Source organism: Nocardia terrae (assembly GCF_009760405.1).
GTDB classification, from domain to species: Bacteria; Actinomycetota; Actinomycetes; order Mycobacteriales; family Mycobacteriaceae; genus Nocardia; species Nocardia terrae.
The window spans coordinates 1,127,648-1,150,064 of the sequence record NZ_WRPP01000001.1; the positions used below are offsets into that span (position 1 = coordinate 1,127,648).

22 protein-coding genes are annotated in these 22,417 nt (G+C 68.2%); 14 read left to right on the forward strand and 8 right to left on the reverse strand.

The annotated features are described in order from the left end of the window. The first annotated feature begins 29 nt into the window (after nt 1-29). The gene (locus tag GPX89_RS05200) at nt 30-674 is read left to right on the forward strand and encodes a DedA family protein (protein WP_157355379.1); all 645 of its coding nucleotides are present in this window, start codon (nt 30-32) and stop codon (nt 672-674) included. On the opposite strand, the gene GPX89_RS05205 is transcribed toward GPX89_RS05200, so the two are convergent. Further along, nucleotides 595-2,847 carry an MMPL family transporter gene (locus GPX89_RS05205; protein WP_157355380.1) on the reverse strand — a complete coding sequence of 751 codons (2,253 nt, stop codon included), beginning with the start codon at nt 2,845-2,847 and terminating at the stop codon, nt 595-597. The two genes, GPX89_RS05200 and GPX89_RS05205, sit on opposite strands and share 80 nt — an antisense overlap. 97 nt (nt 2,848-2,944) lie before the next feature. On the opposite strand from GPX89_RS05205, the gene GPX89_RS05210 reads away from it, so the two are divergent. From GPX89_RS05210 to GPX89_RS05230, 5 genes are all read left to right on the forward strand, one after another. Next, complete coding sequence (locus GPX89_RS05210; protein ID WP_328601516.1) at nt 2,945-3,646, forward strand: TetR/AcrR family transcriptional regulator; 702 nt, start codon at nt 2,945-2,947, stop codon at nt 3,644-3,646. Nucleotides 3,647-3,759: 113 nt separating this feature from the next. After that, nucleotides 3,760-5,445 carry a metallophosphoesterase gene (locus GPX89_RS05215; protein WP_157355381.1) on the forward strand — a complete coding sequence of 562 codons (1,686 nt, stop codon included), beginning with the start codon at nt 3,760-3,762 and terminating at the stop codon, nt 5,443-5,445. Between the two features lie 81 nt (nt 5,446-5,526). After that, nucleotides 5,527-6,486, forward strand: a complete 960-nt coding sequence (locus tag GPX89_RS05220) for a cytochrome c oxidase assembly protein (RefSeq protein WP_157355382.1) — start codon at nt 5,527-5,529, stop codon at nt 6,484-6,486. Nucleotides 6,487-6,669: 183 nt separating this feature from the next. Beyond that, the gene (locus tag GPX89_RS05225; RefSeq protein ID WP_157355383.1) at nt 6,670-7,386 is read left to right on the forward strand and encodes a hypothetical protein; all 717 of its coding nucleotides are present in this window, start codon (nt 6,670-6,672) and stop codon (nt 7,384-7,386) included. Between the two features lie 260 nt (nt 7,387-7,646). Continuing rightward, nucleotides 7,647-8,312 carry a hypothetical protein gene (locus GPX89_RS05230; protein WP_157355384.1) on the forward strand — a complete coding sequence of 222 codons (666 nt, stop codon included), beginning with the start codon at nt 7,647-7,649 and terminating at the stop codon, nt 8,310-8,312. A gap of 103 nt (nt 8,313-8,415) precedes the next feature. Here GPX89_RS05230 and GPX89_RS05235 read toward each other — a convergent pair whose 3' ends face one another. Next, complete coding sequence (locus GPX89_RS05235) at nt 8,416-8,724, reverse strand: hypothetical protein (RefSeq protein ID WP_157355385.1); 309 nt, start codon at nt 8,722-8,724, stop codon at nt 8,416-8,418. Nucleotides 8,725-8,859: 135 nt separating this feature from the next. Then, complete coding sequence (locus GPX89_RS05240; protein ID WP_328601517.1) at nt 8,860-9,144, reverse strand: DUF2631 domain-containing protein; 285 nt, start codon at nt 9,142-9,144, stop codon at nt 8,860-8,862. Nucleotides 9,145-9,409: 265 nt separating this feature from the next. Here GPX89_RS05240 and dxr point away from each other — a divergent pair, with 265 nt between their 5' ends. Together dxr and GPX89_RS05250 are read left to right on the forward strand one after the other, a co-directional pair. Further along, nucleotides 9,410-10,549, forward strand: a complete 1,140-nt coding sequence (dxr, locus tag GPX89_RS05245; protein WP_328601518.1) for a 1-deoxy-D-xylulose-5-phosphate reductoisomerase — start codon at nt 9,410-9,412, stop codon at nt 10,547-10,549. A 23-nt stretch (nt 10,550-10,572) separates the two neighbouring features. Beyond that, nucleotides 10,573-11,775 carry a M50 family metallopeptidase gene (locus tag GPX89_RS05250; RefSeq protein WP_157355387.1) on the forward strand — a complete coding sequence of 401 codons (1,203 nt, stop codon included), beginning with the start codon at nt 10,573-10,575 and terminating at the stop codon, nt 11,773-11,775. On the opposite strand, the gene GPX89_RS05255 is transcribed toward GPX89_RS05250, so the two are convergent. From GPX89_RS05255 to GPX89_RS05265, 3 genes are all read right to left on the reverse strand, one after another. Next, the gene (locus GPX89_RS05255) at nt 11,759-12,166 is read right to left on the reverse strand and encodes a hypothetical protein (RefSeq protein WP_157355388.1); all 408 of its coding nucleotides are present in this window, start codon (nt 12,164-12,166) and stop codon (nt 11,759-11,761) included. The two genes, GPX89_RS05250 and GPX89_RS05255, sit on opposite strands and share 17 nt — an antisense overlap. Next, nucleotides 12,166-14,271, reverse strand: coding sequence for a nucleic acid/nucleotide deaminase domain-containing protein (locus GPX89_RS45770; protein WP_198347263.1), 2,106 nt, complete (start codon nt 14,269-14,271; stop codon nt 12,166-12,168). Before GPX89_RS45770 ends, GPX89_RS05255 begins: the two co-directional genes overlap by 1 nt. Before the next feature lie 159 nt (nt 14,272-14,430). Next, on the reverse strand, nt 14,431-15,120 hold the full coding sequence (locus GPX89_RS05265) for an endonuclease V (RefSeq protein WP_328601519.1): 690 nt from the start codon (nt 15,118-15,120) through the stop codon (nt 14,431-14,433). A gap of 207 nt (nt 15,121-15,327) precedes the next feature. On the opposite strand from GPX89_RS05265, the gene ispG reads away from it, so the two are divergent. From ispG to GPX89_RS05295, 6 genes are all read left to right on the forward strand, one after another. Continuing rightward, nucleotides 15,328-16,461, forward strand: a complete 1,134-nt coding sequence (ispG, locus tag GPX89_RS05270) for a flavodoxin-dependent (E)-4-hydroxy-3-methylbut-2-enyl-diphosphate synthase (RefSeq protein ID WP_157387055.1) — start codon at nt 15,328-15,330, stop codon at nt 16,459-16,461. Between the two features lie 147 nt (nt 16,462-16,608). Further along, nucleotides 16,609-17,892 (forward strand): amidase domain-containing protein, encoded by a 1,284-nt coding sequence (locus GPX89_RS05275; protein WP_157355390.1) that lies wholly within the window; start codon nt 16,609-16,611, stop codon nt 17,890-17,892. Next, a complete protein-coding gene (locus tag GPX89_RS05280; protein ID WP_157355391.1) occupies nt 17,889-18,269 on the forward strand; it encodes a hypothetical protein in 381 nt (126 codons plus the stop codon). The genes GPX89_RS05275 and GPX89_RS05280 overlap by 4 nt, the downstream gene beginning before the upstream one ends. Then, on the forward strand, nt 18,262-18,606 hold the full coding sequence (locus GPX89_RS05285) for a hypothetical protein (protein ID WP_157355392.1): 345 nt from the start codon (nt 18,262-18,264) through the stop codon (nt 18,604-18,606). The genes GPX89_RS05280 and GPX89_RS05285 overlap by 8 nt, the downstream gene beginning before the upstream one ends. A gap of 79 nt (nt 18,607-18,685) precedes the next feature. After that, a complete protein-coding gene (locus tag GPX89_RS05290; protein ID WP_328601521.1) occupies nt 18,686-19,549 on the forward strand; it encodes a GNAT family N-acetyltransferase in 864 nt (287 codons plus the stop codon). Between the two features lie 87 nt (nt 19,550-19,636). After that, nucleotides 19,637-21,436 carry a penicillin-binding transpeptidase domain-containing protein gene (locus GPX89_RS05295; protein ID WP_157355393.1) on the forward strand — a complete coding sequence of 600 codons (1,800 nt, stop codon included), beginning with the start codon at nt 19,637-19,639 and terminating at the stop codon, nt 21,434-21,436. Between the two features lie 3 nt (nt 21,437-21,439). Here GPX89_RS05295 and GPX89_RS05300 read toward each other — a convergent pair whose 3' ends face one another. Beyond that, complete coding sequence (locus GPX89_RS05300) at nt 21,440-21,643, reverse strand: hypothetical protein (RefSeq protein WP_157355394.1); 204 nt, start codon at nt 21,641-21,643, stop codon at nt 21,440-21,442. Between the two features lie 206 nt (nt 21,644-21,849). Then, nucleotides 21,850-22,359, reverse strand: coding sequence for a peroxynitrite isomerase (locus GPX89_RS05305; protein WP_157387057.1), 510 nt, complete (start codon nt 22,357-22,359; stop codon nt 21,850-21,852). Between the last annotated feature and the right edge of the window lie 58 nt (nt 22,360-22,417).

Consider the following 22,417-nt stretch of genomic DNA (forward strand, 5'->3'; position numbering starts at 1 on the left):
GCGCGCGGCACCTGGGTACGGTGGCGGACATGAACGCGCTGCTGCACCGGATATTGGATATCGCCCCGATCTGGGTGTATCTCGTCGTCACCCTGCTGGTGTTCGTCGAGGACGCCATCTTCGTCGGCTTCGTGGTCCCCGGTGAGACGGCCGCGGTGCTCGGCGGGGTGGCGGCCAGCCAGGGGCACGTGGTGCTCGGGGTGATGATCGTGCTCGTGGTGGCCGCCGCCATCCTCGGCGACAGCGTGGGATACGAGGTCGGCAAGCACGTCGGCCCGCGACTGCTGCAGGTCAAAATGCTCGACCGTCATCGCGGGCGGCTCGACAAGGCCCAGGACTACCTGGCCCGGCGCGGCGGCTGGGCGGTCTTCCTGGGCCGGTTCACCGCTTTCTTCCGGGCCATGATGCCCGCTCTCGCGGGCACCTCCCGCATGCCCTATCGCCGGTTCCTGATCTTCAATGCCGCGGGCGGAATCGTGTGGGGCACAACCTTCGTGGTGCTCGGCTATGTGGCCGGGCAGTCCTACGAGAAGGTGGCCAAGACGGTCGGCCGCGACCTGGCCATCGCGGTCGTCGCCGTCGTCGTGCTGGCGCTCATCGTGTGGAAGCTGCGGGAACGCCGTCGGGAGAAGACGTTCGAGGCGGAGTACGAGGCGGCACACGAGGCGGACTGACCTGCTGCGGCCCTTCGACATTCAGCGTCGGCAGGACCCGGTCGAGGCGACCCGGCAGCCACCACGCCGCCCGGCCCAGCAGCGCGAGCACGGCCGGGACCAGGGTCAGGCGCACCGCGAACGCGTCCACCAGCACACCCACCGCCAACGCGAACGCGATCGGCTTCACCAGGGCGTCCTCGGTCGAGACGAAGGAGGCGAAGACCGCGACCATGATGGTGGCCGCCGCCGTCACCACCCGGGCATTGTGCCGGGCGCCCTCGATGATCGCGGCCGTGGCCCGGCCCGGCGCCTCGGAGTCCTTGCGGCGCAGCCACTCTTCCCGAATCCCCGACACCAGGAACACCTCGTAGTCCATGGCCAGCCCGAACAGCACTCCCACCAGGATGATCGGCAGGAAGCTCACCACCGGGCCCACCTTCGCGACACCGAGAAGCTCAGCGGCCCAACCCCACTGGAAAACCGCCACCGTCGCCCCCAGCGCGGCCGCCACCGACAGCAGGAAGCTCAGCGCCGCCTTCACCGGCACCGCGATCGACCGGAAGACCACGACCAGCAGCACCAGGCTCAGCCCGACCACGATCGCGAGGAACGGCAGCAGCGACGCCGAAAGCCGTTGCGATACATCGGTGGTGACCGCGGTGTCGCCGGTGACGGCCAGTTTCGCATCGGGCACCCGGGTCGACACCTCATCACGAATGGCATGCACCAGATCCGCGGTCTGCTGGGATTCCGGCGCACTGGCCGGAACGACCATGATCAGCGACTGCCCCGCCCGCTGCGTCGGCTGCGGAGCGGCGACATAGGCGACATCGGGCAGCGTGCGCATCGCGGCGGCGGCCGTCGCCGCGGCGTGCGGATCGCCGTCGGCGGCATCCACGACCACCACCAGCGGGCCGTCGAAGCCCGGCCCGAACTTCTCGGCGATCGTGTCGTAAGCCTGCCGCTCACCGCTGCCGACGGCGGCGGAACCATTGTCGGGCAGGGACGTTCGCAATGACGCGACCGGCAACGCGAGCAGCATCAGCGCCCCCACCACAGCCACCACGGTGACCACCGGCCGAGCGGTCACCAGCCGCGCCCACCGCGCCCCCGTGCTCTCCCTTTGCGGGGAGGCGTTCTCGATGTCGCCGGTGCCGGTGATCCGGCGGTGGGTTCGGGACCCGGGGCGCGGGGCGAGGCGGTGGCCGGCGAATCCGGCGAGGGCGGGGAGCAGGGTCAGGGCCACGAGGACCGCGATGAGGACTGCGCCCGAGGCGGCCAGGCCCATGGTGGTCAGGAACGGGATGCCGATCACGCTCAGTGCCGCCAGGGCGATGATGACCGTGGTGCCCGCGAAAACGACTGCGCTGCCCGCGGTTTCGTTGGAGCGGCGGGCCGACTCGCGCGGTGTCAGTCCGGCCGCCAGCTGGGAGCGGTGGCGGGAGAGGATGAACAGGGCGTAGTCGATGCCGACCGCGAGGCCCAGCATGAGGGCGAGGGTCAGCGCGGTGGAGGAGACCGGCACGGTGGCTGACAGGGCGATCAGCCCGCCGACCGTGACGGCGATGCCGAAAAGTGCGGAGAGGATGGGCATTCCGGCGGCGAGCAGCGAGCCGAAGGTGATCACCAGGACCAGCACCGCCACCGCGAGCCCGAGGACCTCGATGATGCCCGGGCTCATCTGGCCGATGCCGTACATGGAGCCGCCGACCGACACGTCGAGTCCGGCGTCGCGGGCCGGGGTGATGGAGTGTTGGACCGCCTCGCGTGCGGTGTCGGTGACCTTGGAGCGGTCGCCGTCGAAGTGGACGACGCCGATCGCGGTCCGCTGGTCGGGGGAGACGGCTCCCGCCTGTTGCGGCGTGGTGACTCCGATCGCGCCGGGCGCGGTCCCGGCGGTCTCCAGGGTGCGCTGGATGGCCGCGCGATAGGGCGCTTCGGTGATGAGGTGGCCCTCGGGTGCGGTGAAGACGATTTGCGCGTTGGACCCGGCCGCGTCGGGCGCGGTCTCGGAGAGGGTGTCGAGGGCGTGCTGGGATTCGGCGCCCGGCACGGTGAAGCGGTCGTCGAGGCGGCCGCCCGCGAGGGTCGCGCCGCCGACCACGGCGATCAATACGAGAGCCCAGATCGAGACGACCAGGCCGCGGCGTCGGAAGGCGAAGTCGCCGATGCGCCCCAGAAGTGCGCTCATGGGTGATTCCTCTCGGAAGCGAGGGGGATGTTGACGGGTGTGAACTTTATGGGTGTTAACTTGCCAGTGAATCTGTACAGGTGTCAACATCGATGTCGTGGACATCACCGACGATGCGGCTCAGCGCCCGGTTCGCGAGGGGCCCTACCACCACGGGGACCTGCGCAACGCGCTCATGCGGGCCTCCGCGCAACTGGCCGAGATCGGCGGGCCGTCCGCGGTCACCGTGCGCGCCGCCGCCCGCGCGGTCGGCGTCACCGCCACCGCCGCCTACCGGCACTTCGCCGGGCACGAGGAACTGCTGGCCGCGGTCAACGAACAGGCCGAAGCGGCACTGTTCGAGGCGCTCGCCACCGCCATGAACGACGTTGCCGATCAATCCGATCCGACCGCGACCGCCATCGCCCGCCTGGCCACCGCGGGCCGCGCCTACATCGAATACGCCGACCGCGAGCGCGGGCTGTTCCGAACCGCGTTCTGCGGCAGCGATATCGACGTCCACAAGGACAAGGACGTGCTCGAGGACCCGATCTTCCAGCTCATCGGTGTCGGCCTCGACGCCCTGGTCGCGGTCGGCTTCATGGATCCGCGCCAGCGCCCGGGCGCGGAGTTCACCGCCTGGGCGGCCGTGCACGGGCTGGCCACGCTCATCGTGGACGGCCCGCTGGTCGACGCCGAGGACGCCGACCGCGAGGCGGCCATCCACCACGCCGTCGCCACCGTGCTGCGCGGTTTCGCCACCGGTCCCCAGGCCGAGCCGTACCGTTCCACCGACCCGAATATCGCTCTGCCCGGCTGATTTCGGGAACACGCCACCCGAATCGGCGCGTGTTCACCCGCATGTCGTGAGTCCGTAAGCTTGCGGCGTTTTGATGACGCCCGTAACGAACCCACGGTGACAAGGTTTCCTCGATGCTGAACCCCCACGGCACGGTGCCCCGCACGGGCATTCCGGCGCACCTCGCCGCGCAGATGACGATGGACGAGCAATACGAATGGCACCGTTCGTACGTGCGCAGGCATCGCGTGAGCCGCCGGAACTTCCTGCGCGGCAGCACCGCCGCCGCCCTGGCCGCCGGACTCGGCGCGGCCTTCGGCGGGCGCGGCGTCGCCTACGCCGACGACGCCCCGCTGACCGTCGGCGGCCGCCGCGTCGGCTACGGCACCGACGCCGCCAGCCAGCTCCGCTTCTCCGCGCAGCTCTCGCGAAACCCGGGCGCCACCAAGGTCTTTCTCGAACACGGCCCCACCCCCGCGCTGGGCGGCACCCTCGAGGCCGAGGTCCGCAACCTGGTCACCCAGCTCCCGCGCACCGACGGGGGAGTGCTCTCGGCCGAACAGTTCTACGTGCACGCGCCCGTCGACGGCCTGCCCGGACGGATGCCGCACTTCTACCGCTGGCGCACCGCCGACGGCTATGTCAGCGACGTGCTCTCGGCCAATACCGCCATGCCCAGCGCGCGCGCGGCCCTGCTGCCCTTCCGCTTCACCATGATGGGCGACCAGGGCATCGACGACACCCCCGCGCAGCCCGGCGGCATGCCCGCCGGGGCCTACCGCAACAAGTACGGCGAAGGCGACGCCCCCAGCTCGCGCAATGCCGAGAACATCCAGCGCCAGATCGTCGCCAGCAACCCGGAATTCCACATTCTCGCCGGCGACATCTGCTACGCCGACACCTCACACGGCGGCGGCCCGGACTGGTTCGTGCCCAACGGCAAGGCCGGCCGCGAGGACATCGACGCCTACAACCCGTTCGTGTGGGACACCTACCTGCAGGCCATCGAATCCAGCGCGGGCCACGTGCCGTGGATGTTCGCCACCGGCAACCACGACATGGAAGCCGTCTACGGCAATCACGGGTACGGCGGGCTCATGGCGCGCATGGACTTTCCCGACAACGGTCCCGCGGGCTGCCCGTCGGTGTACTCGTTCACCTACGGCAATGTGGCGGTGCTGTCGCTGGACGCCAACGAGGTGAGCTGGCAGGTGCGCGCCAACCTCGGCTATTCCGGTGGGGCGCAGAACAGCTGGGTGGAGTCCACCCTCGCCGCCTACCGGGCGAACCCGGCCATCGACTTCATCGTCTGCTTCTTCCACGAATGCGCCTACGCCACCGGCATCGGCGGGGCGAGCGACGGCGGCGTGCGCGGCGCGTGGGCCGACCTGTTCGACAAGTACCAGGTCGATCTGGTGCTGCAGGGCCACAACCACAACTTCGAGCGCACCGACCCGATGCGCGGCGGGTCGCCCACCAAGGCCGCGCCCGACAACTCGATCGTCTACCCCGACACCGACGGCACCGTCTACTACGTCGTCGGTGGCGGCGGCGCGGCGCACGGCACCTTCGCCGCGGGCGACACCTACCGCGGTAACGAGAAGCCCGACACCTTCGTGCCGGAGAGCACCCTGTGGGGAGCCGACGGCAAGGACGGCAAGGAAGCCGCCCCCTGGTCGCGAGTCCGGTTCAGCCGCTACTCGTTCATCCGCGTGGACGTGCGGCCGGGCGTGTTCGCCAGCGAGATGGACGTGATCGCGGTCGACGAATTCGGGCGCGAGTTCGACAAGGTGACCTACCGCCGCACGGTTTCCCGCTGACCGTGCCGCCGGGGCGGATGAACCGTCCCGGCGGCACGGCGCATACTTGACGCCGTGGTTGGGATCGAAACACCGCTGCACATGAGCAGTTTGGTGAGCTCATGGCGGTGGGACACCTCGACTGTGCTGGTCGTCGCGCTGCTGGGGCTCGCTTACGCGGTCTGCTTCGTGAAGGGACGCCGACGCGGCGAGAAACTCTCGACGGGACGGGCCGTGTGCTTCGCCGTCGGCGGGTTGGGCGTGTGGTTGTACTCGGGCCTCGGCGTGGTCGGCGTCTACTCCGGCACGCTGTTCTGGGTGCGAGCCCTGCAGGTGCTGGTGCTGTTGTATCTGGTGCCGTTCGCGCTCGCCGCGGGCACGCCGTTCACCGTGGTGCGCGCGGCGCTCGGACCGGCGGGCCGGAAACGCCTGGATGCCATGCTCTCCGGCGGCGTCGCCCGGGCGCTCACCCATCCGGCCACCGCGTCCGTGCTGATCCTGCTGCTCCCGTGGGCGCTGTTCCTCTCGCCCTGGTACGAGGCGGTGCTGCGGCACGGGGTGGTCGACGCGCTCACCCGGATCGTGATCGTGGCCGTCGGATTCCTGTACTTCTACTCGCGGCTGCAACTCGATCCCGTGGCCAAACACTTCACCCAGGGCCTGTCCCTGCTGATCACCATCGCGGAGTCTCTCGCCGACGGCATCCTCGGCATCGTGCTGTGGCTCGGTCCGCTCGTCGCCACCGGCTACTACTCCTCGATCGGCCGCACCTGGGGTCCGGACGCGCGCATGGACCAGACCATCGGCGCGGGCATCTTCTGGCTGCTCGGCGATCTGCTCGGACTCGTCTACTCGCTGGTCGTCATGCGGCGCTTCGCCGCCGACGAGAAGCGCAAGGCGAGTGAGATGGACGCCGAACTGGATGCGGCCGAAGCCGAACGGGTGACGCGGAAAGCGGTGCGGCGTAGTGCCGCTCGCGCGGTGGAAGAAGACGACGAGCCGGTGTCCACCGGGCTGTGGTGGGAGAACGACCCGCAGTTGCGGGGGCGCTTCCGGCGCTGAAACAGCTGGTGGGTGGCGTGCCTCACGATCCGGTGGGTTAGTGAGGTTTGCTATCAAAGGACGTTTGTAGCTATTTCTCAGCTGATTCTTAATGGACACTTGACCTGGACGCCAGAAAGCCCCGTCCACTTCGCTCTCGGGAAGCGCCCAGAGGAAGGCCAGTCCAGCAAGAAAGCAAGTGTCATGCAGTTGAGCAAACTCGCCGCCACTTCGGCGATGGTTATCGCAGCACTCGGTATCACCGCCGGCACCGCCCACGCGGATCCCACTCCGGCCCCCGCTCCCGTTCCGGTTCTGCCCTCCCTGCTCGACGGCGTGAACCAGGGCATCGACCAGATCGCCCCCGGCATCCACTGGAACGCCAAGATCGACGGCAACGCCGTCGTGGTCGACGTCGACCAGGGCTCGCTTACCACCGACAACGGCCAGCTGCAGGTCCGTGACAACGGCGGCAATATCGTCACCGCGGTTCCGCTGGCCTACACCGTGGACGACCTCGACCACCCGATCCAGGCCACCGTCGAGGGACTGCGTGCCACCCTGGTCCCCAATACCGACCCGGCCGCCGCGCGTCCGACCAACCTGCCGCTGCACGAGGTGACCAGCGACAAGCAGAAGAGCTTCGATGACGCGGTGGGCGCCGCGGCCACGCAGTTCGGCCTCGCCACCGCGATCGGCACCCTGATCGGCACCGTCGTCGGCGGCGCGCTGGGCTGTGTCGCGGGCATCGTCGTCGGTACCCCGGGCCTGCTGCCCGGCTGGATCGGCGGCTGCATGGCCGGTGCGGCGGTCGGTATCACCCTGGGCGCCGCGGCCGGTCTGGTGCTGGTCGGCGTGCCCGCGGCGATCATCGTCGGCATCGTCTTCCTGAACCGCATCAACGACCCCGCCGAGCAGTAGCCCGAAATTCGCGGCATCAAGGCCCGTGTCCCCCTGTCATTCGGGTGTGACGCGGGCCTTTCGGTGTTCCAGAAAGTTGCCGGGGTCACACAGGAAACTGCCAGCGAACACCCTCTTTACGCAAAACATACTTCTGAAACGCTTTTGGATACGGTTTGGCAACAGATCGGCAACATTAGCTGGCTTATCTTGTCTCGGGTGCCTGATGAGGACCTCGCTCCCTGGAGGGAAGCGCCCGTTCAAGAAAGCGACGAAAATCCATGCGTTTCAAGAAGTTTGCTGCCACCTCGGCCCTGGCCATCGCGGCCCTCGGTATCAGCGCCGGCACCGCCTACGCCGATCCCGCCCCGGCCCCCGCTGCCGACGCGGCCGCCATTCACTGGGACGCCAAGATCGAAGGCGCTTCGGTCGTCCTGAAGACCGATCTCGGCTCCCTGGACACCCAGGACGGCCAGTTCCAGGTGCGTGACGACCAGGGCGCGCTGGTGACCGCGTTCCCGCTGTCGTTCCAGATGGACGGCCTGGCCCACCCGGTGGCCGCCCAGATCGACGGCAACACCGCCACTTTCACCCCGAACATGGACCCGGCCGCCGCCACCCCGGCGCCGCTGCTGCACGACGTCGCCAGCCAGGCCGACCAGGATTCCGCCTGGTCCAACGCGTCGTCGCAGTTCGGCATCGCGACCGGTATGGGCACGCTGATCGGCACCCTCATCGGCGGCGTCGGCGGCTGCGTCCTGGGCGCGGTCCTGGGCACCCCGGTGCTGCTCCCGGGCTGGGTCGGCGGCTGCATCATGGGCGCCGGCATCGGCATCCCGCTGGGCGCCGCGGCGGGCCTGGTGCTCACCGGTGGCGTCGCCGCCGTCGCGATCGGCATCGGCCTGTTCAACCGCCTGAGCGCTCCCGACGCCCCGGCCGCCTCGTAATGAGTTGACCGACAACGCAATCCGGGCCGGATCGTCGAGGACGATCCGGCCCGGATCCGTATGCGAGGACCCCGGGGTCAGGTGTCGGGGTCCCGCGCGGGTGCTACGAGCAGGAGGCGTTGAACGAGTCGATCGCGTCGCTCAGGTCGGTGACATTGTCGTCGATGAGCGCGGTGGCGAACGCCGCGATGGCCGCCTTGTCGTGGGCGTTGGCGTCGATGGCGAGCAGCTGGGCGGCCAGCGACTTCTGGCCGTCGTTGTCGATGCCGTTCGGGTACTGGTCGATGGCCGCGTTGATCAGGTCGACGGCGGAGCCGCAGGCCGCGGACTGGGCCTGGGCGGTGCCGGCCGGCAGGGCCAGCAGGGCGGCCGCGGCGACGGCCACGACGGCGGACGGCAGGATCTTGCGCATGGATGTCTCCGGTTACTCGGTACTGCGTTTTACTCGGTACTGCGTTGTGACGGCAGCGAGTGTGCCGGAAGACACCGACAAAACCCGAATTGCCCTACCGAACTGGTCGGTAGGGCAAGGGATTTCGCGAACGAACTAGCGCGGGCGGCGCGAGAGGATCGAGTCGCGGATCAGGATGAACGCGAGACCGGCCGCGAACAGGATCAGGAAGATGTAACCGACATTGCCGGTGCCCGACGAGCTGCCCTGCTGGTTCTCGAACAGCATGGCCAGCAGGATCACGACGACGACCCAGCCGGCGGCGCGGGCGGTCCGGCGCGATTCACCGCTCCAGCCCCACGCGGCGGACGGAACCTCGGCGGTGTCGACCTTGGTGACGACATCCTTCGGGTGCGCGGGTTCCAGTTCCGTGGCGGCCACTTTGGCTCCTTTACGGCTCGAATCGATTGCTGGGCAATATCGTGACATACGACCCGCTGTCGTAGCGACCAGGGGGCTGACAACTCTCGTAACTCTCAGGGGCAAGCCCCTGAAACCCCAGGAAGAGGCGGGGCGTGTCGCCATCTCTCGAGGCCGCCGTGGGTTGCTCGGTGGGGTACCCCTCAGAGTGACGAGAGTTGCCCACTCGCACGGGGTTGGATTGGGGCGGGGCGGAATCGAGATTCGGACAGGAGAGAATGGGCGCGTGTCCGACGTTGTGAGAGTTCTGCTGCTGGGCAGCACCGGGTCGATTGGTACGCAGGCGCTGGAGGTGATCGCGGCCAATCCCGACCGGTTCGAGGTCGTCGGTTTGGCGGCGCGAGGGGGTAACGCGGAGCTGTTGGCACAGCAGATCGCGGCGACCGGGACCGCGAACGTGGCGGTGGCCGACGCGGCGGCCGCGGCGAAACTCGGTGTGGCGCTGGCGGGTCCGGACGCGGCGACCGAGCTGGTGCGGCGCACCGACGCGGACGTGGTGCTGAACGCACTGGTCGGTTCGCTCGGGCTGGGGCCCACCCTGGCCACCCTGGAGTCGGGGCGGCGGCTTGCCTTGGCCAACAAGGAATCTCTGGTGGCGGGCGGCTCGCTGGTGACGCGGGCGGCCAAGCCCGGGCAGATCGTGCCGGTGGACTCCGAGCATTCGGCGCTGGCGCAGTGCCTGCGCGGCGGACGCGCCGACGAGGTGGCCAAGCTCGTGCTCACCGCCTCGGGCGGGCCGTTCCGGGGCTGGACCACCGAGATGCTGGAGTCGGTGAATCCGGCCGAGGCCAAGACGCATCCGACCTGGTCCATGGGTCCGATGAACACGCTGAACTCGGCGTCGCTGGTGAACAAGGGCCTGGAGCTGATCGAGACGCACCTGCTCTTCGGCGTCCCCTACGAGGACATCGACGTGACCGTGCACCCGCAGTCCATCGTGCATTCCATGGTCACCTTCACCGACGGCTCGACCCTGGCCCAGGCCAGCCCGCCCGATATGAAGCTGCCCATCGCGCTGGCCCTGGGCTGGCCGGACCGGGTGCCCGGCGCGGCCGCCGCATGCGACTTCTCCACCGCTTCCACCTGGACCTTCGAACCGGTCGACAACGAGGTGTTCCCGGCGGTCGAGCTGGCCCGCCGCGCCGGTTTGGCGGGCGGCTGCGTGACCGCGGTCTACAACGCCGCCAACGAGATCGCGGTGCAGGCGTTCCTCGACGGGCTCATCCGATTCCCCGACATCGTGCGCACGGTCGCGCGCGTCGTGGAGTCCGCCGACCGCTGGGCCGCCGAACCCGGTAGCTTGGACGAGGTGCTCGCGGCCGATACGTGGGCGCGCGACACCGCACGCACGATCGTGCGCGGCTGACAGCAGGAGGGTTCGGAAACCGAATGGGCTACGCGATCGGCTTCGTACTGTTCGCCCTCGGCATCACCGCATCGGTCGCCTTGCACGAATGCGGCCACATGTGGACCGCGCAGGCCACCGGAATGAAGGTGCGGCGCTACTTCATCGGCTTCGGACCCAAGGTCTTCTCCTGGAAGCGCGGCGAGACCGAATACGGTCTCAAGGCGCTGCCGCTGGGCGGTTTCTGCGATATCGCGGGCATGACCGCCCTCGACGAACTGGAGCCCGAGGAACTCGACCGGGCCATGTACCGGCAGTCCACCTGGAAGCGGCTGCTGGTTATGTCCGGCGGCATCCTGATGAACTTCCTGATCGGCTACATCCTCATCGTGGTGCTCGCTGTCGGCTGGGGTCTGCCGCGCTTCGATTCGCCGCCGGAAACCCAGCTCTCCCAGCCGTCCTGCGTGTCCGACCAACTCCCGGACCAGAAGGCCAAGGGCTGCACCGGTGAGGGCCCGGCGCAGTTGGCGGGCCTGCGGCGGGGCGACCAGGTGACCGCGGTCAACGGAGTGCCGGTGAAGACCTGGAAGGAATTCACCACCGAGACCCAGAAGCAGACCGGCACCTTCACCTACACGGTGAAGCGCGACGGCCAGAGCCTCGAGATCCCCGTCACCCCGCAGATGGCCGTGATCTACCCGGACAAGAACGGCGCTCCGAAGACGGTCGCCAAGGTCGGTGTGGGACAGGACTACTACGATCCGGTCCAGTACAACGTCCTCTCCGCCATCCCGGCCTCCGGCGCGTTCACCGGCCATTTCGCCGTTCTCACGGTGCAGTCCCTGGCCAAGATGCCGACCAAGGTCGTCGATCTGTGGCACGCCGTCACCGGCGGTGTCCGCGATCCGGAGACTCCGGTCTCGGTCTACGGCGCCAGCAAGATCGGCGGCGAGACCGCCCAACACCACCGCTGGTCCATTTTCGTGGTGACCCTGGCCAGCCTGAACTTCTTCCTCGGCGCCTTCAACCTGCTCCCGCTGCTGCCCCTCGACGGCGGCCACATCGCCGTGGTGCTCTACGAGAAGCTGCGCAACCTCTTCCGCCGCCGCAAGGGCCTGCCCGACGGCGCCCCGGTCGACTACCTGAAACTACTGCCCGCCACCTACGTGGTCGTGGTCCTCGGCGGCGCGTACATGATCCTCACCCTGGTCGCCGACATCGTGAACCCGATCAAGCTGTTCCCCTAGCGTCGGGGGATTCGACGAAAACCGTGTCCGGGCTGAGGTCGTTCAGTCCGGCCTCCGCGTGTAATCCCGCTGCACGCAGGATGGCGATGATGGCCGAGCTCATAGCCACACTGATCTCGAGGCTCTGGCGGGCGGCCGCAGACTCGAATTCTCCCGCTTGCGCGGCGGCGACGACGGCATCCGTCAGTGCGGGAGCCGGTCGCCAATCGATGAATACGCCGCCGATCATGTCGTTTCCGGAATCGACGCCGACAGCGGCCCCACCCGTACGAGCGTCACGGAAGGCGTCATGGGCGGGAAGGCCCGCCCGTCGGAGTTCGGCACGCACACGATCGGCCAATAGGCGGCGTCGCTCGATCTCCTCGGTAGGTGCTACATCTGAATCGGACACTAGCCTCCTGCTTTCTCGATCATCTGCGCGAGCAGCTCATCCCAGCTTTTTCGCATCGTGGGATTCCTGGGCCAGGGCACGGACCAGGTCACCGGGGTACCCGGTGCCAAACTGTTCTCCAGCATGCCCTCGCATTTCTCGGGACAGGGCTGGCGCTCACTGTAGAGGGCGGTGATCGTCTTGGGATCGATCCCACGAGCGCTCAACTTGTCCAGGATGTCGTCCTCGGAGTGGAACGCCTTGCCATTCTTGGACCCTTTGCTGAAACCGATGACCAGATCACCCCATTCGGGATCGTTCCACCCGGGCACCCGGGCAACGGCCACGTTCCTGCCCTTGGACCAGTCGTTCTTGATCCGAGCTCGCAGGGCCGCCCTGCTCAGTTCATCGCTGTTGTAGGGAATTTGCCCGGTGGTGCAGTTGTGCACCAGCACAGGGGTGTTCGCGGCGAGGACGAAGTAGGTCGGGACGCCGTCGATCGAGAGGTTGAAGGTTCGGGCGGTGGCCGAATAGGTCTCGATGGACTCGACAACCGCTGTGCCGGTGGGGGTTCGGAGGAGAAGGCCGGGGGTCAGTGCTGCGGCTTCGGTCCACGTGGCCGCGGTGGCGTTGTAGAAGAGATGGGCGGCGGTCGACTCGATCGTGCCGATGCCGTCGGGTCCCGAGACCGTGAGCCGCACGAAGTCGTGGTCGGCGTCGGTGACGTGGATATCGGTGACGCGGTGGGAGGATGGGTCGGAACCCGCTGCGGCATTGCGGATTTCGTCGCCGGGTCGGATGTCCTCGATCGGCCGGTGCGTGCCGTCGGCCATGAGGACGGGTGTGTCGGCGACGAAACTGTTCTTCGGGCAGGGCGTCAGGCGATTCGTGTCGGCCTGCTCGGCCCGTTCGGCCCCGACCGCCTGGTCGATCTCGGCCTGGATCAGCGCGATGGCCCGCAGGTCGGTGTGGGAGGCGAAGTGGAGGGTGTAGGGAAGTGAGACATCGCGGCCCGACGCGCGGGCCTGGGCGTTGGCCTTGGCCTGGTACTCGGATTTGATCTGGGCGACCACCGGGGCCACGCCGCCGACCACGCAGCTGAGTACGCCGCTGCCGTTGACCGGGAGGGATCCGGTCTGGCTGCAGCCGCCCGCGGGGCGGTCGTCGACGGTGACGGTCGACGTCATGGACACCGTGACGTTGCCGGACAGCTTCGCGCCGCGCTTGGCGGTGGTCGAGGTGGTGGCGTTGGCGGTGACCGTGCAGCTGCTGTCGTTGCAGTCCAGGTTGCCGGTCTGGCTGAAGTTGAAGTTGATGCCGAGGTCGACGGCGTCGCCGAGGGACTGGGTCTGGGTGATGAGGTCGGCGAAGGTCCGATCGATATCGGCGGGGGACATGGGCACGAAGTCGATCGGGCCGTAATCCGTTGAGAGGGGCGACTGTTCGGTGGTCGGCGCGGCCGGTTGGCTGCCGCCCGGGTCGGCCTGGGTGGTGGTCGGGTCGGGCTCGTCGGTATCGGTCGGCGTCGGCGCGGGTGTGCGGGTGGGGGTTGTGGCGAGGTCGGGGCTGGCGGGTGTGAGCCGCAGAACGTGGTAGGGCTCATTCGCGGAGACCGCGAGTGTTCCGATCGGAGTGGCCACCTCGAGCGCCTGCTCGGAGCCGATCTGCACGGTCGGTGCGCCGTAGCGGGGGAAGTCGGCGGTCCGCTCGAGGGCGTCCAGCAGTGCGGCACCGATCGTGATCGGGGACCAGGAGCCGGTCGGAATTCCCGCGGTGAGGCCGTCACTGCCGGTGAGCCACTTGCCGGTGACGGAATCGGCCGACACGTTCGAGGGCAGGGCGCTCTGCACCGCCGAGGCGGGTGGTTTGACGTAATTGCGTCCGCTGACGGTCAGCGCATCGGACTTCTGCCCGGCCGAGGTCACCGATCCGATCGCCTCGCCGCCGGTCGTGGCGCGCATATCCCAGGTCGAGCCGAGCCCGGGGATGGAACTGGTGTAATGCCCGACCGATTGCGTCACCAGGTCGGAGACCGCGGCGTAGAACGGGAGCTGATTCTGCTGGGGGATCGGGTGTCCGGGCACGGTGGCGCAGCCGGTGAGCAGGGCCACGATGCCTGTGAGCACCGTCGCGATCACCGCCGCACGGGCACGCGACCGCCTTCCCGATCCTGCACGACGCTGGAATTGTGCTGCGACACTCCGCATTCGACGATCCCCCCACTACGCGATCTCGATCGCGCATATTGTGCACCAGGCCCGCCGCCCGCGCGCGGCGAGCCGGGCTCAGTGGGCGGGGTCGGTTGCGATGTCGCGCAACAGGGTTCGGCAGAGGTGGTCGGCTCGGCGGGTGGTTTCGGGTTGGCGGAATTCGGGGGTCAGGGCGAGGACCTGGGCGCAGGCGGTGTCGAGGTCGATCAGGTGGCCGATCGAGACGTAGACGGGCTTGACGCCGGTGCGGGTGCGCAGGGCGCGCCCCACCGGGTCGCCGTCGATGGTGATGACGCTGGAGGAGCCGCGTTCGGGTGCGGGGTCCTCGACATCGCCCCAGGCGTTCTTGGCGACGCCGATGGTGGGGACACCGGTCAGCAGGCCGATGTGGCAGGCGAAGCCGAAGCGGCGCGGGTGGGCCAGGCCCTGGGAGTCGCAGATGAGCAGATCCGGTGTGATGGTGAGGTTTTCGAGGGCGGTGAGGGTGGTGGGGAGTTCGCGGAAGGCGAGCAGGCCCGGGACGTAGGGGAAATCGGTGGTGCCGCACGCGGTGGCGACCTCGACGGTCTCCAGGGTTGTGGCGTCCAACACTACGACCGCCGCGACCACGTTGCCGGCGTCGTCATAGGCGGAGTCAAGGCCCGCTACCGTCCGGAAACGCGGTGGCCGGGGGTTCTCCGCGATCACCCGCTCGCGCAGGAGATCTTGCAGTGCCGCAGCCTCTTCGGGGCTGGCCGGCCACGAATCCGGTTTCGCTACCTTCACAATTCAGACCGTAAACCTTCGCGTCACTTGCAACGAATAAGAACTGTAGGTCCCGGCCGATTCCGAGTCCTGCATCCGGCCCGGGTACCCTTGTCGCCGCCGTCACAGGGCGACCGGTATTCGAGCCTCGGTAAGCTCGGAGCCGGTAAGGGTGAGGACTTAGTCGAAAGTAGGCAGCCGATCGTGAGCAGTGCCATCGCTTTGGGGATGCCGGCCGCACCGGCGGCAGTCCTCGCACCGCGGCGCAAGACGCGCCAGCTGATGGTGGGCAATGTCGGAGTGGGCAGCGAGTTCCCCGTCTCGGTCCAGTCGATGACCACCACCAAGACCCATGACGTCAACGCCACCCTGCAGCAGATCGCGGAGCTGACCGCGTCCGGCTGCGACATCGTGCGCGTGGCCTGCCCGCGTCAGGAGGACGCGGACGCGCTGGCCACCATCGCGCGCAAGTCCCAGATCCCGGTGATCGCCGACATCCACTTCCAGCCCCGCTACATCTTCGCCGCCATCGACGCCGGATGTGCCGCGGTGCGCGTGAACCCGGGCAACATCAAGGAATTCGACGGCCGCGTCAAGGAGGTCGCCAAGGCGGCCGGGGCCGCGGGCATCCCGCTGCGCATCGGCGTCAACGCCGGCTCGCTCGACAAGCGCCTGCTCGAGAAGTACGGCAAGGCCACCCCCGAGGCGCTGGTGGAGTCCGCGCTATGGGAGGCGAGCCTGTTCGAGGAGCACGGCTTCGGCGACATCAAGATCTCGGTCAAGCACAACGACCCGGTCGTCATGGTCGAGGCTTACCGTCAGCTCGCCGCCAAGTGCGACTACCCGCTGCACCTGGGCGTGACCGAAGCGGGTCCGGCGTTCCAGGGCACCATCAAGTCCGCCGTCGCCTTCGGCGCGCTGCTGAGCGAGGGCATCGGCGACACCATCCGCGTCTCCCTGTCCGCCCCGCCCGCCGAGGAAATCAAGGTCGGCACCCAGATCCTGCAGTCGCTCAACCTGCGTCCCCGCAAGCTCGAGATCGTCTCGTGCCCCTCCTGCGGCCGCGCCCAGGTCGACGTCTACACCCTCGCCAACGCCGTCACCGCGGGTCTCGAAGGCATGGAAGTCCCGCTGCGCGTAGCCGTCATGGGTTGCGTCGTGAACGGCCCCGGCGAGGCCCGTGAGGCCGACCTCGGCGTCGCCTCCGGCAACGGCAAGGGTCAGATCTTCGTCAAGGGCGAGGTCATCAAAACCGTCCCCGAACACCTCATCGTCGAAACCCTCATCGAGGAGGCCATGCGCCTCGCCGAGGAGATGGGCGACACCACCGAATCCGGCGCGCCCATCGTCACGGCAGGCTAGCCCGCGGCCGCACCCCGGCCAAGCCCCGAGAATCTGTGGCCCGGACTTCGACATTCGTCGAGGTCCGGGCCAATTCTTGTGCGGCGCACGGGCTCTCGCCGTGTTAGTTTTCTCCAAGATCAATACTGCCGAATCCCCGGGGGATCGATGGTCACCTTCGCCGAGCTTCGCGATGCGAAGCCGACGTCCTGGACGACCGCCGCGGATGACCTGCTGGCGGCCGCCAAGCAGTGCGAGCGGATCAAGGACGACATCCACGACAACGGCGTGAAGCCCCTCGACGACAACTGGCGCAGCGCCGCCTACGGCCGGGCGCGCGATGTTCTGACCAAGGTCGCCGACCGGGCCGAGGTCGCCGCCATCCTCGGCAGGTCCGCGGTCGACCCGCTCGACACCCTGTCCCACTCCGTCCAGATCGCTCAGAACGAACTGCACACCGGCATCGAGATCGCCGAACAGGCCGGACTCGTCGTCGATCCGGTCACCGGTGCGGTCTCCGCGCCACCGCACACCTCGCGCATCGACCGGGAGGACATGGCGAAGGCACGCTCGGACGCGCAGCGGATCATCGACGACGCCGTCGAGGCGGCCACCCAGGCCGACACCCTGTGTGCGCAAGCCCTGTTCGACGCCTTCACCCCCGACATCACGAAAACCAGCGTCGACGAGGCCAAGAAGATCCAGGCCGACAATACGAAGAAGGCCCTGGAGGAAATCCGGGACACGCTCCCGGACGGACTGTCCCCCGATCAGGTCACCGCGTGGTGGAACGGACTCACTCCCCAGGAGCAATACGATCTGTCGCGGGCCAGCCCGGTCGAGCTGTACGACCTGCCCGGGATTCCGGATTCGGTGAAGAAGAGCCTCGATCGGCCGGAGCTGGGCTACAGCTCCATCGGCACCGTGCGCTACGCGCTCGACAACTGGGACAACCACCGGCTGGACTGGGTGGACAAGGACAACTGCACGAATTTCGCGTCGGATGCCCTGAAGTACGGAGGCGGCATGAAAGAGAAGGAAAGCGACTTCGGGCTGATCCCAAGGCATTTCGACGACGATGGCTGGAGTGACGGCTCGAACGGGGAAGGTGACGACATCACCCCGCCCGGCTGGTCGCACACCAGGTCCTGGGGCGGTGCGCAGCGGAACCACGACTTCTTCGTGAAGAACGGCGGCAAAGAGGTCTCACCCGATCAGGCGAAGCCGGGCGACGTCATGTACTACGAGGGCGCGAACGACCCCGGCAACCCGCATCCCGGCGAGGTCCACCACACGGTCATCGTCACCGGCGTGCTCCCGGATGGGCAGATCCTGTACACCCAGCACTCGGGCGACGCCAAGAACTATCCGTTGAACGGCCGACTACCCGAATTCCAGCAGGATCTCGGGCGGCAGGACATCAAGATCGTGCAGCCGCAGGTGACCTGGTGAGGCACGGGCGGTGGATCGCGGTGCCGATCGTTTCGACGGTCGTGCTGCTCGTGCTGCTCGCGCTGCGTATCCGCATCGTCATCCAGCGCACCGGCCACTGGTCCGGTGAGACCTGTGTGATCGGTCCGTACAACCCGGCCGAGCGCACCTACCTGTACGTGATCACCGCGGTATTCGTGCTCACCGTGGTGAGCGCCGTGGTCGTCGCAGTCCGAACCGGGCCCGGCGCGGTCCGATGGACCGCGATCGCGCTGCTGGCCCTGTGCGCGGTGATCGGGCTCTATCTGCTGACCGTCTGGGGTGGCCTGGAGTCCAACAACAAGCCGATTCCCGAGGAGCCTTGCCCGACCCTGAAAGAACGGCACGCCAATGAGTGACGACGATCTGTACATCGAGCCCGGAATGGTCAGTGCCGCGGGCAACCAGTTGGCCGATATCGCCGCGCAGGCCATCAAGCAGACGAACCAGTATTTCGATTCGCAAGCCGTCGCCGCGCGGGACAATCCGGGATTCGCCAGTGGCGCGAAGCTGATCGATTTCGCGGACAAGTTCCACGGCGAGATCACCGGATTCATCACCGATCTCGATACCAACGCACAGCAGATCGTGGCGGCCGCGCAGTCCTACCAGACGACAGATGCCGACAATGCGGGGTTCCTGCGGGAACTGAGCGCCCTGAACGGGCAGACGAAACCGGAGCTCCCCGGGCGCTGACCATCGACGTTTTGGCTGGTCAGTGGGCGGTTGGGGACAATACGCGGCGTGCGGGCGGAAGTTCTGGCAGGCTGTCAGCGTGCGGAGTGTGCTGGAGCCGACTCGCCGGGGCCGGGTGTCCGGAGCCCGTCAGCTCGCGAACCGCGATCTGACACAAGTGTTGCGCGTGCTCGACACCGATCCGGTGGCGACGTGCATGGTCGCCGCGCGCCTGCAGGAATTCGGGCTGGACCCGCGGGGGACGTACGGGGAGTTGTGGAGTCGGGGCGGTCCGGGGGAGTCGCTGTGCTTCTCGGGGGCGAATCTGGTTCCGCTGCGCGGTGGCCGTGCGGATATGAAGGCGTTCGCCGAGCGGGCGGTCAAGGGGCCGCGGCTGTGTTCGTCGGTGGTGGGGCGGCGGGAGCTGGCCTTGCCGCTGTGGGAGTTGCTGAGTGAACACTGGGGTCCGGCGCGCGAGTTGCGGGAGGATCAACCGCTGCTGGCGTTGGAGCGGCCCGCGAGTATCGCCCCGGATTTGCGGGTGCGGCGGGTGCGGCCCGAGGAGATCGATCGCTACATGACCGCGGCGGTCGCCATGTTCACCGAGGAGATCGGGATCGACCCGCGGGCGGGCGACGGCGGGCGCAGCTATCGGCGCCGGGTGGCGGGTTTGATCGAATCCGGCCGGGCCTGGGCGCGTTTCGAGGACGGCGAGGTGGTGTTCAAGGCCGAGGTGGGGGCGTTGTCGCGGCGGACCGGGCAGATTCAGGGGGTCTGGGTGCATCCGGACAAGCGCGGTCGGGGCTGCGGCACCTCGGGCACCGCGGCTGTCGCGAATGTCGTGGTTTCTTCCGGTCGCACGGCCAGCCTGTATGTCAACTGCTACAACGAGGTTGCGCGCCGCGCCTATCGGAAGGTCGGATTCCGGCAGATAGCTACCTTCGCGACCGTGCTGCTGGATTGATCCGATTTCTGTGATGTAGTCGTGAAATCCGTTCCGGTGCAGTGTGTCGCCCCGGTTTGCCGATAGTTGGCTCTAGCATCTGACCCGATGTCAACACGGGTCTTCACCTCGCTGATCGCCGCCGCGGTCGCCCTCCCGGTCGCCGCGCTCGCGGCCGGCTGCTCCTCGGGTCCGCAGGGCCCCGCGCAATCGGCCGAGGCCTTCGTCTCCGCCTTCGCCGACCATGACGCCCAGGCGGCCGCCGAGCGCACCAGTCAGCCCGAAAAGGCCCGTGCCGCTATGACTTCGGCGTGGGATCAGCTGCAGGCCGAGAAGCTGGTGGCCACCACCGGCGACGCCCGCGTCACCGACGACACCGCCGTCGTCGACTACACCTACGAATGGCATCTGCCCAAGGACCGCGTCTGGACCTACAAGGGCCAGTTGCAGATGGGCCGCACCGACGGCCGCTGGGAGGTGCGCTGGTCCGCGGCCGACATCCATCCGCGGCTCGGCAATACCCAAACCCTGCAACTGCGTTCGACCCCGGCCCCGCGCGCCCGCGTGAACGAACGCGCGGGCAGCGACGTGCTGGTGCCGGGGTCGCTGTACCGGGTGCTGTTCAAACCGTCGGCCTCCGCCGATCCGCGCCGCGTCTCGGCCACGCTGGCGAACACCCTGCGGCGCTTCGACGAACACCTCACGCCGGACTCGCTGCTCACCGCCGCGCGCAAGTCCGACGGCGCCTACACCGCGGGCCTGCTCACGGAATGGGAGTTCGGCGAGGTCAATTCGGAGTTGCTGGGCCTGTCCGGGGTCACCTTCAGCAAGGAATTCGATCTGGTCCCCACCGACCGCCGCTTCGCCCCGGACCTGATGACCCAGGTCCGCAAGACCGTGATCGACGAGGTCGACGGCAAGGCGGGCTGGAGCGTGGTGACCGTCAATGCCAACGGCGTCGACACCGATGTGCTCGCCGAGGTCGATCCGCAGGCCTCCCCGTCGTTTTCGCTCAGCGTCGACCGCAATGTCCAGAACGCCGCCCAGCGTGCGGTGGACGCCCGCACCGAGCAGACCATGATGGTGGTGCTGCAACCGTCCTCCGGCGCGATTCTGGCCATCGCGCAGAACGAGGCCGCCGACGCCGACGGCCCGATCGCGGCGACCGGCCTCTACCCGCCCGGCTCGACCTTCAAGACGGTGACCGCCGCCGCGGCCATGACCACCGGCCACGCCACGCCCGACACCTCGGTCCCGTGCCCGAGCCAGATCGTGGTGGGCCAGCGCACGATTCCCAACTACAACCTCTTCAGCGTCGGCACGGTGTCGATGGCCACCGCCTACGAGCGCTCCTGCAACACCTCCTTCGCCAAGCTGGCCTCGGAGCTGGGCGGGCGGGATCTGCGCACGGCGGCTTCGGCGCTGGGGCTGGGCCCGGATTACACGGTGGCGGGCCTGCCGACGGTGTCGGGTTCGGTGCCGCCCGACGACAACGAGGTGCAGCGCGCCGAGGACGGCATCGGTCAGGGCAAGGTGCTGGCCAGCCCGTTCGGTATGGCGTTGGTGGCGGCGACGGTCGCGCACGGTTCGACGCCGGTGCCGTATCTGATCGCGGGCCATCAGACCCGGGTGTCCGGGGATCGCGCGCAGTTGTCCCCCGAGGTGATCGACGGTCTGCGCCTGATGATGCGCAAGGTGGTGCTCGGCGGTACGGCCGAGCGCATCGTCGATCAGGGAGAGGTCTACGGCAAGACCGGTGAGGCCGAGGTGGACGGCGGTTCGCACGCGTGGTTCATCGGATACCGCGGTGATCTGGCCTGGGCGACGCTGCTGGTGCGCGGCGGCAGTTCGGACAACGCGGTCGCGGCGACCCGGGACATGCTCACGGCGCTGCCCGCCGGGTACTGACTGTCAGCGGTCGTCGCCGTAGCGGCCGTCGAGCCGGACGCAGGCGGCGGGGTAGATGCCGCCGGTGCTGTCGGTGACGAAGCGTTGTGCGGCCAGGGATTTGGCGGGCGGTGCGTCGCCGGAGGCGTCGCCGATCATTTCGGTGACCCCGGCACCGGCGAGAATCATGCCTGCGGTGGTGACCAGCAAAAGGGCCGAGCGCTTCATGTCCCTCTCCCTTGTTTGGGGATGAGTTAGGAAGCCCGAACGGTCTGTTACGGGGTTCCGTGCTCATTAGGGTTGGCTGACTGTTTGCCAATGCAAGGAACGGTAATCGGTCATTTATGCCGAAGCAAGACATAAGTGTGCCGCCGCACACCCGTCAAAAGAGGGGGCAGCAGGTCGCGGCCGAGTTTGCTACGAGAAGTTCGCCGTCAATTCGCACGCTGCATGGTCGCGGCCAGATGGTGGGTCAGCGGTTGCTGGACCGCCGCCATTCGCAGCGAGTACTCGAGGGTGTCGCCCGCGACGGTGATGGTCCGGCCCAGCGCGGTCACCGATTTGGCGCTGCTGCTCAGCCCGATCGAGGTGGAGTCGAGTTCGAGCCGCAACTCACCGTCCTCGTTGACGAGGCGCCCCTCGCAGATCTCGGTGATCCCGGTCGGATGGGCCAGGATCAGCTCGATCCGATCGGGCCCGGTGGCCCGCAGGTATCCGGTCTCGCTGTGCATGGGCCGGCTGCCGTCGGCCGCGCGGGTGCGCTGCCGGTAGGTCAGGAACGGCCGCCCGACATGCCCGAAGTGCACTTCCTCCAGATACTCGAACGATTCGATGGTCGGGTATTCGCCTCGGCCGCGACCACGCCAGGTCCCCAGCAGCGGGGCGAGGTGGGCGATATCGGGATGGGGCGCGACGGCGGTTTCGGGTTCGAGCACGGCGGTCAGCTTAATCCGCTCGCCCGATCCCGGTAGCCCCTCGACGCGCCGACCGCGAGGTATTTAC

Coding starts and splice junctions, on each gene's coding strand:
- GPX89_RS05200 (WP_157355379.1), top strand. CDS start 30: ATGAACGCGCTGCTGCACCGGATATTGGATATCGCCCCGATCTGGGTG.
- GPX89_RS05205 (WP_157355380.1), bottom strand. CDS start 2,847: ATGAGCGCACTTCTGGGGCGCATCGGCGACTTCGCCTTCCGACGCCGC.
- GPX89_RS05215 (WP_157355381.1), top strand. CDS start 3,760: ATGCTGAACCCCCACGGCACGGTGCCCCGCACGGGCATTCCGGCGCAC.
- GPX89_RS05220 (WP_157355382.1), top strand. CDS start 5,527: ATGAGCAGTTTGGTGAGCTCATGGCGGTGGGACACCTCGACTGTGCTG.
- GPX89_RS05225 (WP_157355383.1), top strand. CDS start 6,670: ATGCAGTTGAGCAAACTCGCCGCCACTTCGGCGATGGTTATCGCAGCA.
- GPX89_RS05230 (WP_157355384.1), top strand. CDS start 7,647: ATGCGTTTCAAGAAGTTTGCTGCCACCTCGGCCCTGGCCATCGCGGCC.
- GPX89_RS05235 (WP_157355385.1), bottom strand. CDS start 8,724: ATGCGCAAGATCCTGCCGTCCGCCGTCGTGGCCGTCGCCGCGGCCGCC.
- GPX89_RS05250 (WP_157355387.1), top strand. CDS start 10,573: ATGGGCTACGCGATCGGCTTCGTACTGTTCGCCCTCGGCATCACCGCA.
- ispG (WP_157387055.1), top strand. CDS start 15,328: ATGCCGGCCGCACCGGCGGCAGTCCTCGCACCGCGGCGCAAGACGCGC.
- GPX89_RS05275 (WP_157355390.1), top strand. CDS start 16,609: ATGGTCACCTTCGCCGAGCTTCGCGATGCGAAGCCGACGTCCTGGACG.
- GPX89_RS05285 (WP_157355392.1), top strand. CDS start 18,262: ATGAGTGACGACGATCTGTACATCGAGCCCGGAATGGTCAGTGCCGCG.
- GPX89_RS05295 (WP_157355393.1), top strand. CDS start 19,637: ATGTCAACACGGGTCTTCACCTCGCTGATCGCCGCCGCGGTCGCCCTC.
- GPX89_RS05300 (WP_157355394.1), bottom strand. CDS start 21,643: ATGAAGCGCTCGGCCCTTTTGCTGGTCACCACCGCAGGCATGATTCTC.